This window comes from Neoalteromonas flava, from assembly GCF_002807685.1.
Taxonomy (GTDB): Bacteria; Pseudomonadota; Gammaproteobacteria; order Enterobacterales; family Alteromonadaceae; genus Alteromonas_E; species Alteromonas_E flava.
The window spans coordinates 41,404-54,285 of the sequence record NZ_PEAX01000004.1 but is presented as its reverse complement, the minus strand read 5'-3'; the positions used below and the strand labels follow the sequence as shown (position 1 = coordinate 54,285).

Annotated in this window: 14 protein-coding genes; 3 read left to right on the top strand and 11 right to left on the bottom strand. The window is 45.2% G+C overall.

Features of this window, described 5'->3' with window-relative positions; all coding sequences use genetic code 11:
- The first annotated feature begins 85 nt into the window (after positions 1 to 85).
- The 3 genes from soxR to CSH92_RS10310 all read left to right on the top strand — a co-directional run bounded on the left by soxR (position 86) and on the right by CSH92_RS10310 (position 4,000).
- Positions 86 to 526 carry a redox-sensitive transcriptional activator SoxR gene (gene soxR, locus CSH92_RS10320; RefSeq protein WP_100657566.1) on the top strand — a complete coding sequence of 147 codons (441 nt, stop codon included), beginning with the start codon at positions 86 to 88 and terminating at the stop codon, positions 524 to 526.
- Positions 527 to 695: 169 nt separating this feature from the next.
- On the top strand, positions 696 to 3,128 hold the full coding sequence (locus CSH92_RS10315) for an endonuclease (RefSeq protein WP_100657565.1): 2,433 nt from the start codon (positions 696 to 698) through the stop codon (positions 3,126 to 3,128).
- Between the two features lie 128 nt (positions 3,129 to 3,256).
- Entirely contained in the window at positions 3,257 to 4,000 is a 744-nt protein-coding gene (locus tag CSH92_RS10310) for a transporter substrate-binding domain-containing protein (RefSeq protein WP_100657564.1), read from the top strand.
- 49 nt (positions 4,001 to 4,049) lie between these two features.
- Here CSH92_RS10310 and CSH92_RS10305 read toward each other — a convergent pair whose 3' ends face one another.
- The 11 genes from CSH92_RS10305 to CSH92_RS10255 all read right to left on the bottom strand — a co-directional run bounded on the left by CSH92_RS10305 (position 4,050) and on the right by CSH92_RS10255 (position 12,877).
- Positions 4,050 to 4,466, bottom strand: coding sequence for a F0F1 ATP synthase subunit epsilon (locus tag CSH92_RS10305; protein ID WP_100657563.1), 417 nt, complete (start codon positions 4,464 to 4,466; stop codon positions 4,050 to 4,052).
- A 37-nt stretch (positions 4,467 to 4,503) separates the two neighbouring features.
- Positions 4,504 to 5,889 carry a F0F1 ATP synthase subunit beta gene (gene atpD, locus CSH92_RS10300; RefSeq protein WP_100657562.1) on the bottom strand — a complete coding sequence of 462 codons (1,386 nt, stop codon included), beginning with the start codon at positions 5,887 to 5,889 and terminating at the stop codon, positions 4,504 to 4,506.
- 31 nt (positions 5,890 to 5,920) lie between these two features.
- Positions 5,921 to 6,781 carry a F0F1 ATP synthase subunit gamma gene (atpG, locus tag CSH92_RS10295; protein ID WP_100657561.1) on the bottom strand — a complete coding sequence of 287 codons (861 nt, stop codon included), beginning with the start codon at positions 6,779 to 6,781 and terminating at the stop codon, positions 5,921 to 5,923.
- A gap of 54 nt (positions 6,782 to 6,835) precedes the next feature.
- A complete protein-coding gene (gene atpA, locus CSH92_RS10290) occupies positions 6,836 to 8,377 on the bottom strand; it encodes a F0F1 ATP synthase subunit alpha (RefSeq protein WP_100657560.1) in 1,542 nt (513 codons plus the stop codon).
- 14 nt (positions 8,378 to 8,391) lie between these two features.
- Positions 8,392 to 8,925: a F0F1 ATP synthase subunit delta gene (gene atpH / locus CSH92_RS10285; protein WP_100657559.1), complete on the bottom strand. Its 534-nt coding sequence runs from the start codon at positions 8,923 to 8,925 to the stop codon at positions 8,392 to 8,394.
- 12 nt (positions 8,926 to 8,937) lie between these two features.
- A complete protein-coding gene (atpF, locus tag CSH92_RS10280) occupies positions 8,938 to 9,408 on the bottom strand; it encodes a F0F1 ATP synthase subunit B (RefSeq protein ID WP_100657558.1) in 471 nt (156 codons plus the stop codon).
- A gap of 46 nt (positions 9,409 to 9,454) precedes the next feature.
- Complete coding sequence (gene atpE, locus CSH92_RS10275; RefSeq protein ID WP_026376053.1) at positions 9,455 to 9,676, bottom strand: F0F1 ATP synthase subunit C; 222 nt, start codon at positions 9,674 to 9,676, stop codon at positions 9,455 to 9,457.
- A 54-nt stretch (positions 9,677 to 9,730) separates the two neighbouring features.
- Positions 9,731 to 10,564: a F0F1 ATP synthase subunit A gene (gene atpB / locus CSH92_RS10270; protein ID WP_100657557.1), complete on the bottom strand. Its 834-nt coding sequence runs from the start codon at positions 10,562 to 10,564 to the stop codon at positions 9,731 to 9,733.
- A 46-nt stretch (positions 10,565 to 10,610) separates the two neighbouring features.
- Positions 10,611 to 11,000 (bottom strand): ATP synthase subunit I, encoded by a 390-nt coding sequence (locus CSH92_RS10265; protein ID WP_100657556.1) that lies wholly within the window; start codon positions 10,998 to 11,000, stop codon positions 10,611 to 10,613.
- 186 nt (positions 11,001 to 11,186) lie between these two features.
- On the bottom strand, positions 11,187 to 12,065 hold the full coding sequence (locus CSH92_RS10260; protein WP_100657555.1) for a ParB/RepB/Spo0J family partition protein: 879 nt from the start codon (positions 12,063 to 12,065) through the stop codon (positions 11,187 to 11,189).
- Positions 12,066 to 12,082: 17 nt separating this feature from the next.
- On the bottom strand, positions 12,083 to 12,877 hold the full coding sequence (locus CSH92_RS10255; protein ID WP_100657554.1) for a ParA family protein: 795 nt from the start codon (positions 12,875 to 12,877) through the stop codon (positions 12,083 to 12,085).
- Positions 12,878 to 12,882 lie beyond the last annotated feature (5 nt).

Below are 12,882 nucleotides of genomic sequence, written 5' to 3'. Positions count from 1 at the left end.
ATTCCTCCGTTAAGTTCACAATCACTGTAAAACCTCAAGTTAACTTGAGGTAAAGCAATTCTTTGATTTATTTTTGAGATTCGTTATGAAACAACAAGCTTTGACCGTTGGTGCCATTGCAAAACGCTCTGGAGTTACGGTTTCGACCCTGCATTTTTATGAACAAAAGGGACTGATAACCAGTCAACGTAACACGGGTAATCAACGCCGTTATCGACCGGATGTTTTACGTCGTATTGCAGTGATTAAGGCCGCGCAGCGACTTGGCGTAAGTTTGGAGGAAATAAAACTCGCGCTGGCCAATTTGCCACAACAACGAACGCCGACAAAAAAGGACTGGGCAACACTTTCTAGCCATTGGCAAGAAGCCTTAAATCAACGAATTTATGCACTTGAAAGACTACGAGATTCACTGTCCAGTTGTATTGGCTGCGGTTGTTTATCATTGCAGGCTTGTCCGCTCTATAACCCCGATGATCAATTAGCAGTTGATGGCCCAGGGGCCGTTATCCTGAACCGTAAGTAGCCACTTTATCGAGCAAGTTGCCAGTGCTATGACGTTATTAGGGAAAAACAACTGTACATTAGCTTGGTTTTTGTAACAAAACTGTAATGATTAAAAACTAGACTGATTCCGCGATGGAATACACACCTTTCGCACGGAAGCATAATAATAATAAATAAGAGCAATTTTCATGCGAAACACACAGCGAACTTATCGTTGGCTACTGTTGCCAACGGTACTCATGTGCTCGTCAGTTTTTGCTGCTCCACCAGCTGGCTATTACGACACGGTGGACCAATCAAACGCGAACACTTTAAGAAACACCCTACATGAAATCATTGATGATCATCAACGTTTTCCCTACACCTCCTCAGCAACTGATACTTGGGATATCTTAGAAGCGGCGGACCAAGATCCGGATAATCCAAATAACGTTATCACCATTTATAAAAACGAAACTTATGCAAAAGTGGGTGGCGGAAACACTTTTTATAACCGTGAACATAGCTGGCCAAAATCCTATGGATTCCCGTCAGATGGCAGCAGCAACTACCCCTATACAGATGCACACCACTTGTTTATTGCTGACAGTGGTTACAACTCATCAAGAAGTAATAAACCCTATGCAGAATGCGATGTTGGCTGTGATGAGAAAATCACCATTTTAAACAATGGCCGTGGCGGCAGTAACGCTGACTCAAACTTCACAACCGGTTCATTTTCTGATGGTAGTTGGGAAACGTGGGATTCACGTAAAGGGGATGTTGCTCGCGCTATGATGTACATGGCAGTGCGCTATGAAGGCGGAACTCACGGTGTGACGGGTGTCACTGAGCCTGACCTGATTTTAACTGACGACAGAGCGTTGATTGCCGCATCTAATACAGGCGCAAATATTAACGTCGCGTACATGGGATTACGTTCAGTATTAATCAACTGGCATAATAGCGATCCAGTTGATGACTTTGAACGCCGTCACAATGAAGCCGTATTTGCCCATCAAGGTAACCGTAATCCGTTTGTCGACCACCCAGAGTTCGCCAACTGCATTTTCGAAAATATATGTAATGGCGGCGGTGGCGACACTACTCCGCCAAGTGCACCGACAGGATTAACTGCCAGCAGTGAACAAACAGCAGTTAGTTTAAGCTGGGATATAAACAACGAATCTGATCTTGCTGGTTACCATGTATACCGAAGCACTTCATCTGGCGCTGGTTACAGCCGAATCACTGGCAGTTTACTTAGCGCTGCAACTTACAACGACAGCTCAGCAGCCGCTAATACCACCTATTTCTACGTGGTAGCAGCCGTTGATAACAGCAACAATCAATCCAGCTTTAGTAATGAAGTCTCTGGCATGGTAAGTGGCGGCACGCCGTCTGAATCTACAGTATGGATTAATGAAATCCACTATGACAACGATGGAACCGATGTTGGTGAGTTCGTTGAAATTGCCGGAACCGCGGGCTCAGTCCTCGACGGCTACTCAATCGTTGCCTATAACGGTAATGGTGGAACCGCTTACAAAACCGTTGCGCTAAGTGGCACCCTTGCAAACCAAGCGGGCGGCATGGGAACCATAAGTTTCGCTGCTAGCGACCTACAAAATGGTGCCCCAGACGGTTTGGCCTTGATTGATAACACTGGTGCGGTAGTGCAATTTCTAAGTTACGAAGGATCGTTTACCGCCACTGATGGTCCAGCAGCGGGTATGCAGTCGAGCGATATTGGCGTGAGTGAAACATCATCAACACCTGTGGGGTATTCATTGCAGTTAACCGGCAGCGGGTCAAGCTATGCTGAATTCTACTGGATATCACCTAGCCAAGCGTCCGCAGGTCAAGTTAATGACGGCCAAAGCTTTCTTGGCGGCCCAGTAAATGAAGCGCCGATTGCGGCATTCGCGCAATCATGTAGTTTCCTATCCTGCGATTTCAATGCGTCAACGAGTTCAGACTCTGACGGCAATATTGTCAATTATGCTTGGACGCTAGGGGATGGCACGTCAGGCAATGGCGCGCTAATTTCTCACAGCTATCCAGCAGCTGGAAGTTACACTGTCACGTTAACCGTCACTGACGACCAAGGCGCAACTGATTCCGTAAGTACCAGCATCGATGTGGTTGCACCTGTTATTGTTCAACCGTGGATCAACGAATTCCATTACGACAATAAAGGCGGTGATAAGAACGAATTCGTCGAGATTGCGGGTCAAGCTGGTACGGACCTTAATGGATGGAGCTTAGTCGCATATAACGGCGGTAACGGGCAGCTATATCAAACCGTTAATCTTAGCGGCACATTGCTGAATCAACAAAATGGCTATGGTACTCGCGCGTTCAATTTTGCCGGCTTGCAAAACGGCGGACCCGATGGCATCGCATTAGTCGATGACTCAGGTAGCGTTGTGATGTTCATCAGCTATGAAGGCTCATTTACTGCAACCAATGGCCCTGCAGCTGGATTATTATCAGAGGATATTGGGGTAGCGGAAGATGGCTCAACCCGTCGAAATGACTCTTTGCAACTAGCAGGGAGTGGTACTCATTACTCTGATTTTGTGTGGCAAGCACCTCAGCAGAATAGCAAAGGCTTCGTAAACGCTAATCAATCATTTTAACAAACAATGAAAGTGCTGACTGCGCAATGCAGTCAGCCATTGTTCAGCTTACCCGCATATAATCGAAATCATTTAGCAAAATAAGCAAATACTGACTATCTTTAGTCTTATAACGTGGGGGAAACAAAATGCGGTCGATAAGACTATTTTACTTTTTTAGTCTTCTACTGTTCGGTAGTTATTCCACCGCGCAAGCCAATTCACATGCCTCTGCAACTCCAAACCAGACTATTTCGTTAGCGGCATTAGAGTTTCCGCCTTATTCATATACGCAAACGGGCTCAAGCGAATGTGTCGGATACATCATTGAGCTAACACGACAAATTTTTTCACGCGAGGGTTATACGTTGGAAGCCATTTGTGCGCCGGCTATTAGGGTGTATCGGATGATTGAAATTGGCGACATCGATTTAACGGTCAACATTAAGTCTACCCAGCTAATCCAAAACAAAGTCGAATTTATTGAGCCTCAGTATGGCCAACTAGAATTAATTTTCTTAACCCACAAAAACAATGGGTTCGCAAACATGGTCAGTGGCATAAGAGGCTTTGATTATAATGGACAACGTAAAGAGCTCGTGAAACGAGGCTTCACCTTCCAAGACACACCCGGAAGTATTGATGCGATCAAAATGTTTATTCGAGGTCGGACCCGACACCTTATTACCTATAAAGCGCCTTACAAGTTTTATCTTGAACAACACGGTTTCAGTACACCGCTGGAGGTAGACATTGAAAACTTAACCTCTATTCCAACGTTTTACGCTGTCTCAGTACTTTCACCGCAAAAAGAGGCAATTAAACAAATTTTAATCAGAGCAGCTAAAGACAAGAACATAGAACGCTTTGAAGATTTACTTGCATTTTATTAGAAATAAAAAAGCCGGCGTTTGCCGGCTCTTCAATTCATACTATAACTACTTACTTGCGCAGTTTTTGAATTAATCGTAACTGTGCTATCGCTTCAGCTAGCTCTACAGCAGCTTCAGCATAGTTAAAGTCTGTGCCTGGATTCGCTATATGCTCTTCAGCGCGACGCTTAGCTTCTTCAGCGGCTTGTTCGTCGAGATCTTCAGCGCGTACCGCAGTATCTGCCAAAACTGTTACATTGCCCGGTTGTACTTCTAAAATACCACCAGCGATGTAAATCATCTCTTCTTCACCGTGCTGCTTAACTAATCGCACCATGCCAGGCTTTAATGCAGTGATCAGCGGCGCGTGACCTGGGTGGATACCCAATTCACCTTCGCTACCGGTTACCTGTATCGTCTCAACACGGCCTGAGAACACTTGCTCTTCAGCGCTTACCACATCAAGATGTACTGTCATTGCTGCCATGGGCACCTCCTAAAGTTGAGCGCTTACGCGCTCGGACTTATTTCTTGTTGGCTTTCTCAATCGCTTCGTCAATTGAACCAACCATATAGAAGGCTTGCTCAGGAAGGCTATCGTAATCACCTGCTAAGATACCCTTGAATCCAGCAATCGTATCTTTAAGCGATACGTACTTACCTGGCGAACCAGTAAATACTTCAGCTACGAAGAACGGCTGAGACAAGAAACGCTGGATCTTACGAGCACGTGTTACGACTTGCTTGTCTTCATCAGACAATTCATCCATACCCAAGATAGCGATAATATCTTTCAGCTCTTTATAACGCTGCAACGTTGTTTGAACGCCTTGTGCAGTGTCATAGTGCTCTTGACCAACGACTAGTGGATCTAGCTGACGAGAGGTTGAATCTAGTGGATCAACCGCTGGATAAATACCCAAAGATGCAATATCACGCGACAATACAACGGTTGCATCTAAGTGAGCAAACGTCGTTGCTGGTGATGGGTCAGTCAAGTCATCCGCAGGTACGTATACCGCTTGGATCGAGGTGATAGAACCGGTCTTAGTAGACGCGATACGCTCCTGAAGAACACCCATTTCTTCAGCTAGTGTAGGCTGATAACCTACCGCTGAAGGCATACGACCAAGTAGTGCTGATACCTCAGTACCGGCCAAGGTATAGCGGTAGATGTTATCAACGAAGAAAAGAACGTCACGACCTTCGTCACGGAACTTCTCAGCCATTGTCAAACCAGTCAATGCAACACGAAGACGGTTACCCGGTGGTTCATTCATCTGACCATAAACCAGTGATACTTTATCAAGTACGTTTGATTCGTTCATTTCATGATAGAAGTCATTACCTTCACGCGTACGCTCACCAACACCAGCGAATACAGAGTAACCACTGTGCTCGATAGCGATGTTACGGATAAGCTCCATCATGTTTACAGTTTTACCAACACCAGCACCACCGAACAGACCTACTTTACCACCTTTAGCGAATGGGCATACCAAGTCGATAACCTTGATGCCAGTTTCAAGTAGTTCAACAGAGCTAGATTGCTCTTCGTACGTTGGCGCTTCGCGGTGAATAGACATACGCTCTTCTTCACCGATAGGGCCTGCTTCGTCGATTGGATTACCTAACACGTCCATGATGCGGCCCAATGTTTTGGTACCGACAGGAACCATGATTGGTGCACCCGTATTTTCAACTTTCAATCCACGACGTAAGCCGTCAGTAGTACCTAGTGCGATACCACGGACAACACCGCCACCTAATTGCTGTTGCACTTCAAGGGTCAAACCCTCTAAGTCACCTTCGGTCACTTTCAGTGCGTCATACACTCTTGGTACTGCTGATTGTGGAAATTCGATATCCACAACGGCACCAATGATTTGGACGACCTTACCTTGACTCATAATTAGTCCTCGTTATCTTTAAACCTGTTGCCTACACCGCAGCTGCGCCACCAACGATTTCACTGATTTCTTGTGTAATCGCTGCCTGACGGGCTTTGTTATATACCAATTGCAATTCATCGATTAAGTTGCCCGCATTGTCGGTTGCAGCTTTCATTGCAACCATACGCGCAGCTTGTTCTGACGCCGCATTTTCAACAACGCCTTGGTAAACTTGAGACTCAATGTAGCGTGTCATTAACGCTTCCAAGATCGGCTTTGGATCTGGCTCGTAAATGTAGTCCCAACGATGCTGCAATGCTTCATCTTCTGATTTCGGCAAAGGCAATAATTGATTGATCACTGGCTCTTGCGCCATGGTGTTTACGAAATTGTTGTAAACAAGATAAATTTTATCCAATTCACCTTTATCGAACGCATTAATCATTACGCGAACAATACCTACAATGTCGCTCACCTTAGGTGCATCGCCAATACCCGACTCAGCAGCCATTACATCACCACCGAATCGATTGAAAAATGCACACGCTTTAGAACCTAGTGCAGCAAAGGCAATTTCAGCACCTTTTTCCTGCCAGGCTTTAGCATCTTGCGTGACTTTTTTAAACTCGTTGGTGTTTAAACCACCGCACAATCCACGATCAGTGGAAATAACGATGTAACCAACACGTTTAACTTCACGCTCCTCTAGATAAGGATGGCGATACTCAAGCGCGCCATTCGCGATATGACCAATCACTTTTAGCATGTTTTGTGCGTATGGGCGGCCCGTGGCCATCCGGTCTTGCGCCTTTTTCATCTTTGACGCTGCAACCATTTCCATCGCACTGGTAATTTTTTGGGTGTTTTTAATACTCCCAATTTTACCTTTAATTTCTTTACCGCTGGCCATGATTATTCTCCAGTTACTTAACAGACGCGGTGCTTACGAATAAGCACCAGTCGATTACCACGTTTGTGTCGCTTTAAAGTTAGTTAAAGCGTCAGCTAACTGTGACTCGATGTCGTCGTTGTAGTTACCTGTTTCATTAATCGTTTTCATTAGCTCAGCTTTTTCACTGTTCATGTATGAGTGAAGTGCTGCTTCAAAGTCTAGAATTTTGTTTAACTCTATGTCTTTTAAGTAGCCTTTCTCAACTGCGAACAATGAAACTGCAGTATCAGCAACACTCAAAGGCGCGTATTGCTTCTGCTTCATTAGCTCCATTACACGCTCACCGTGCTCAAGCTGTGCACGCGTTGCATCATCAAGGTCAGAAGCGAACTGTGAGAACGCAGCCAACTCACGATACTGAGCAAGTGCTAGACGAATACCACCACCTAATTTCTTAACGATTTTAGTTTGCGCCGCACCACCTACACGAGATACCGAGATACCCGCGTTAACCGCCGGACGAATACCCGAGTTGAACAAGTCAGTTTCCAAGAAAATCTGACCGTCAGTAATTGAAATTACATTAGTTGGTACGAATGCTGATACGTCACCGGCTTGTGTTTCAATGATCGGCAACGCCGTCAGTGAACCCGTCTTACCTTTTACTTCACCGTTTGTGTAACGCTCAACGTACATTTCGTTTACGCGCGCAGCACGCTCTAGCAAACGTGAGTGAAGATAGAAAACGTCACCAGGGTAGGCTTCACGGCCTGGAGGACGCTTCAATAGCAATGAAATTTGACGGTAAGCAACGGCCTGCTTAGACAAGTCATCATAAACGATAAGTGCATCTTCACCGCGGTCACGGAAGTATTCACCCATCGTACAACCTGAGTAAGGTGCCAAGTATTGCAACGCCGCAGACTCAGACGCAGATGCAGCAACCACGATAGTGTTTTGCAAAGCACCGTGCTCTTCTAGCTTACGTACCACGTTAGCAATAGTAGATGCTTTCTGACCAACAGCTACGTATACGCAAGGAACGCCTGTGTCACGCTGATTGATGATCGCATCGATTGCTAGTGCTGTTTTACCGGTTTGACGGTCACCGATGATCAACTCACGCTGACCACGACCGATTGGGATCATTGAGTCAACTGACTTGTATCCAGTTTGCACTGGTTGGTCAACAGATTGACGCTCGATAACCCCTGGTGCAATTTTCTCTACTGGTTCGAAACCATCTGCGTCAATTGCGCCTTTACCATCGATAGGCTCACCCAGAGTGTTTACAACACGACCAAGTAGAGCTCGGCCAACAGGTACCTCAAGGATACGACCTGTTGATTTAACTTTTACGCCTTCTTGAAGGTCAGCGTATGGACCCATAACTACCGCACCAACAGAGTCGCGCTCAAGGTTAAGTGCAATCGCGTAGCGACTACCCGGTAGTTCAATCATTTCACCTTGCATAACATCAGCAAGGCCATGGACACGAATAATACCGTCAGTTACACCAACGATCGTACCCTCATTTCGCGCTTCACTCGCGATATCGAACTGTTCAATTCTTTTCTTAATCAGTTCTGCAATTTCTGTGGAGTTAAGTTGCATGCTCTTTATCCCCGTTATGCTTGCAACGCGTCTGCGAGACGGTTCAGTTTAGATTTTACGGAACCATCAATGACAGTGTCGCCAGCCTTTATGACTACGCCAGCAACCAGTGCAGGATCCACGTTACAATTAAGCTTCACTTTACGTGCCAAACGCTGTTCCAACGATGCACTGATTTTGGCTTGTTGTGCTGCAGTCAGTTCGGTTGCAGAGGTAACGTCTACATCTACTTCCTTTTCGTAATCTGACTTCAATTCAGCATACAAAGCGGCAATTTCAGGCAAAGCTGCAAGGCGCTTATTTTCAGCCAAAACTTTAATAAAATTCTGACCATTTGAGTTGAGCTGATCGCCACAAACATTAATGAATACTTCAGCGAGTTGTTCAGCAGCAGTGGCACCTGAAAGCAATCCTTTCATGGTTTCATTGCGTGATACTTCGCTGGCAAACACCAACATTTCTTGCCATTCGGCAACGGCTTTTTGCTCAACGGCAAAATTAAATGCAGCAGTAGCATAAGGGCGAGCAACGGTTGTTAATTCAGCCATAGCTCAATACCCTTATAGTTCAGCGACAAGTTTTTCAACAATGTCGTCTTGTGCCGCAGCATCAATCTCGCGTTGAAGAATACGTTCAGCACCGACTACCGCTAGGGCAGCAACTTGCTTACGTAGATCTTCTTTAGCACGGTTACGTTCAGCTTCGATTTCTGCATAACCTTGATTAATGATTTTTTCGCGCTCGGCATGGCCGCGCTGCGTTTCTTCGTCAACTAATTGGTTAGCGCGCTTCTTCGCTTGCTCAATAATTTCCGCTGCTTGTTGCTTCGCTTCGCGAAGCTGATCAGTGGCTTTTTGCTGCGCAAGTTCAAGGTCTTTACCGGCACGCTCTGCGTCGGCTAGACCATCAGCGATCGTCTTTTGACGCGCTTCAATTGCTGCTAATAGTGGTGGCCACACGTACTTCATGCAGAAAACCACAAATACAGCAAACGCTATAAGTTGACCAATAAGAGTGGCGTTAATGTTCACGTCCGCTCCTCCTCTGTAAATTCGCTAGTCGTAGGTTTAAGTAAAATTAAGCACCAACCGCGAACAATAGGTATAGCGCGATACCAACACCGATCATTGCGATCGCGTCGATAAGACCCGCTACGATGAACATTTTCACCTGTAGTTGAGGAGCTAGCTCTGGTTGACGAGCAGCAGATTCTAGGAACTTACCGCCTAGAAGACCAAAACCAATAGCAGTACCTAGGGCACCCATACCGATTAGTAGAGCAACTGCGATGTATAACATGTAAATCTCCGATGTGTAGTTAAATTTAAAGTTAAAGTTAAAAGCAAAACGTTATTAGTGGTCTTCGCTTGCCAAGCTCAAGTACACGATAGTCAACATCATGAAAATGAACGCTTGTAAAGGGAGTACCAAAATATGGAACACAGCCCACATAAAGTGCAGTGGAAGCTGGAAGAAACCGATAGTGGCAATCAAAATAAAGATAAGCTCACTGGCGTACAAGTTACCAAATAAACGCAGCGCCAATGACAGTGGGCGAGCGAGTAAAGTAACGGTTTCAAGAATGAAGTTAACCGGAATAAAAGCCCAATGACCGAAAGGCTGCATGGTAAGTTCTTTAGCAAAACCGCCTATACCCTTCATCTTCAATGAATAATAAATAATCAAGAAGAAAACACCGATTGCTAAAGCAAAGGTTAAGTTTAAGTCAGTTGTTGGAACAGCTTTCATGTAAACATCATGAGGGTCCATGCCAAAGCCGTATTGTCCAATCGCACCAGCAATCATAGGCAATACGTCAACTGGTACTAAGTCCATTAGGTTCATTAACAAAACCCAGACGAAAATTGTCAAAGACAGCGGAGCAATCAAAGCGCTCTTGCCATGGAAGGTACTGGTCACGTTATCATTAACGAAATCGATAACCATCTCCACGAACGCTTGTGTTTTAGAAGGAACTCCAGTAGTTGCCTTTTTAGCAACACTGCGGAAGAGCCAAAGGAAAAGTATACCAAGACCAATTGACCAACCTAAGGTGTCAACATGCCAAACCCAAAAGCCGGCATCTTCACACGCCTTATTGAACACGATACCGTCGTCGGTAGAGCACATTCTGGCGTTGGTTAAATGGTGCTTAATATATTCTGATGTAGTGTATTCAGAAGCCATTGTTAAACCCAAGTAGTGTAATTGTAAAACTGTTTATCGCGCGTTCTTAAGCCATTTTGCTGACGCGCAACAAGGTTATCCAATACATCAATGTGGTAATCGCAAAAGCACAAAAAAGAAAACCTGGATGTGCATTGAAGACGATAAACGCGATACCAAAAATGATTGCCGCTAACCCTAATTTGTATCTTGCGCCCTGCATTAGGCTTTGAGCCACCGCGCGCGACTGTTGTGCGCCGGAAAATCGAAATGCAAAAAACGCAAAAATTCCGTTGGGGATGACACTTGCAGCGCTACCTAACGCTACAGAAACTGCTGCATGAACTGACCAAGTCAATGCTGCAGCAAAAACCATACAAACTGAAACTGCCAGTTGTGTGCAAAAAGCTAATTTGGCTAGTTTTTTGCCGCTCCCGACCAAGTCATTCGATGGCATAATTTTTATAGTTATCAACGCCCAAAATAAAAGCGACTGAAGTATACTTGGATCCGTAGTAATTTCAACCGTTACCGCCTTTTTGAAAGCGATTGTGAAAATTTACCAACCGAATATCAGGTAAGTTGCGATTCGGGCAAATTTTCGCGATTTAATCCATCGAATTTCCCGATGATTTAAGAGTAACTATTCGTCTGAAAGTTGTAATTTCGCTAGAATCCCATCGAGCTCATCTAAACTGGTAAAGTTAATTACCATTTTACCTTTACCCTTAGCATTATGATCAATCGATACTGGAGCACCCACACTCTCAGACAAACGAGTGGCCAACCTCGCCACATCAGGATCAATACGTTTAGGTGTTTTTTCTGGCGTTGGTTCTAAAAACTTGCGCACCAATTTTTCGGTATCACGAACAGTTAAACCTTTGCCAGAAACGTGCTGTGCTGCTTCAGATTGAGCATCACCATCCAGCGCCAATAATGCTCTAGCGTGACCCATTTCAATATCGCCATACTCAACCATCTTCTTAACATCGTCATTGAGGTTGTTCAATCGAAGTAGATTGGTAACAGTTGTCCGCGATTTACCTACTGCATCAGCAACTTCCTGATGAGTTAGCGCAAATTCAACCATCAATCGATCCAAGGCTTGTGCCTCTTCCATTGCATTTAAGTCTTCGCGCTGAATGTTTTCAATGAGTGCGATGGCGACCGCAGATTCATCAGGGACATCTTTTACCAGACATGGAATTACGTCTAAGCCAGCAAGTTGAGAAGCGCGCCAACGACGTTCTCCAGCGATAATTTCGTATTTTTCAGTGTCAATTTGACGCACAACAACCGGCTGAATAATACCTTGTGAGCGAATTGACGAGGCTAAATCTTCTAATGCCTCAGGAGACATGTCTTTGCGGGGCTGATACTTTCCCGGTTGTAACCACTCAATGGGCAATTTGGTCAATTCACTGGATTGACTATCGGTGGATTTATCGGATTTGCTCGAATGACTGGTCGCTAGTAATGCATCCAAGCCCCGGCCTAATCCTCGCTTCTTTGCTGACATGCTTTCCTCAATACTCGTTAACTAGCCTGCGCGGTCGACGCAGGCGCTTTATCCCGACGCCGCAATATCTCACCTGCTAGTGCTAAATACGCTTTAGCACCAGTAGATGATTTGTCATAATACATGGCTGGAGCGCCAAAACTGGGGGCCTCGGCTAAGCGCACATTGCGCGGGATCACCGTACGGTAAACCTGTTCGCCAAAATGGCGTTTTAGTTGTTCTGATACGTCATTTGCTAGACGATTGCGCGGATCATACATCGTACGCAGAACACCTTCGATTTTTAAATTAGGATTAACCACTGATGCGAGCTTTTGGATAGTATCCATTAGTGCAGTTAAACCTTCCAACGCATAGTATTCGCATTGCATTGGAACTAACACAGAATCAGCAGCAGCTAACGCATTTACAGTTAATTGGTTCAATGATGGCGGGCAATCTATGAAGATAAAATCATAGTACCCTTGAACTGGTTTCAATGCGTTACGCAAACGCACTTCGCGGGCAAATACTTCCATCAATTTAATTTCTGCTGCGGTAACATCACCATTACCCGCTATGAGGTCGTATTTGCCTGAGGTATTTTTTATCACCACCTCTTCGATGGGCTTTTCTTCGATCAATAACTCATAGCTGGTAGCATCAACATCGTATTTATCGATGCCACTTCCCATGGTCGCATTACCTTGCGGATCCAGATCAATCAGTAAAACTTTACGCTTGGTCGCAGCCATTGACGCTGCAACATTGACGGCGGTGGTTGTTTTTCCAACACCACCCTTTTGATTAGCAATTGCGATGACCTTAGCCACTGACG

Bases quoted from the DNA above. Each gene is read 5' to 3' on its own strand.
- atpB (WP_100657557.1), bottom strand. From the start codon at position 10,564: ATGGCTTCTGAATACACTACATCAGAATATATTAAGCACCATTTAACC.
- CSH92_RS10315 (WP_100657565.1), top strand. From the start codon at position 696: ATGCGAAACACACAGCGAACTTATCGTTGGCTACTGTTGCCAACGGTA.
- CSH92_RS10310 (WP_100657564.1), top strand. From the start codon at position 3,257: ATGCGGTCGATAAGACTATTTTACTTTTTTAGTCTTCTACTGTTCGGT.
- atpE (WP_026376053.1), bottom strand. From the start codon at position 9,676: ATGTTATACATCGCAGTTGCTCTACTAATCGGTATGGGTGCCCTAGGT.
- CSH92_RS10260 (WP_100657555.1), bottom strand. From the start codon at position 12,065: ATGTCAGCAAAGAAGCGAGGATTAGGCCGGGGCTTGGATGCATTACTA.
- atpA (WP_100657560.1), bottom strand. From the start codon at position 8,377: ATGCAACTTAACTCCACAGAAATTGCAGAACTGATTAAGAAAAGAATT.
- CSH92_RS10305 (WP_100657563.1), bottom strand. From the start codon at position 4,466: ATGGCAGCAATGACAGTACATCTTGATGTGGTAAGCGCTGAAGAGCAA.
- atpH (WP_100657559.1), bottom strand. From the start codon at position 8,925: ATGGCTGAATTAACAACCGTTGCTCGCCCTTATGCTACTGCTGCATTT.
- CSH92_RS10265 (WP_100657556.1), bottom strand. From the start codon at position 11,000: ATGCCATCGAATGACTTGGTCGGGAGCGGCAAAAAACTAGCCAAATTA.
- soxR (WP_100657566.1), top strand. From the start codon at position 86: ATGAAACAACAAGCTTTGACCGTTGGTGCCATTGCAAAACGCTCTGGA.
- atpG (WP_100657561.1), bottom strand. From the start codon at position 6,781: ATGGCCAGCGGTAAAGAAATTAAAGGTAAAATTGGGAGTATTAAAAAC.
- atpD (WP_100657562.1), bottom strand. From the start codon at position 5,889: ATGAGTCAAGGTAAGGTCGTCCAAATCATTGGTGCCGTTGTGGATATC.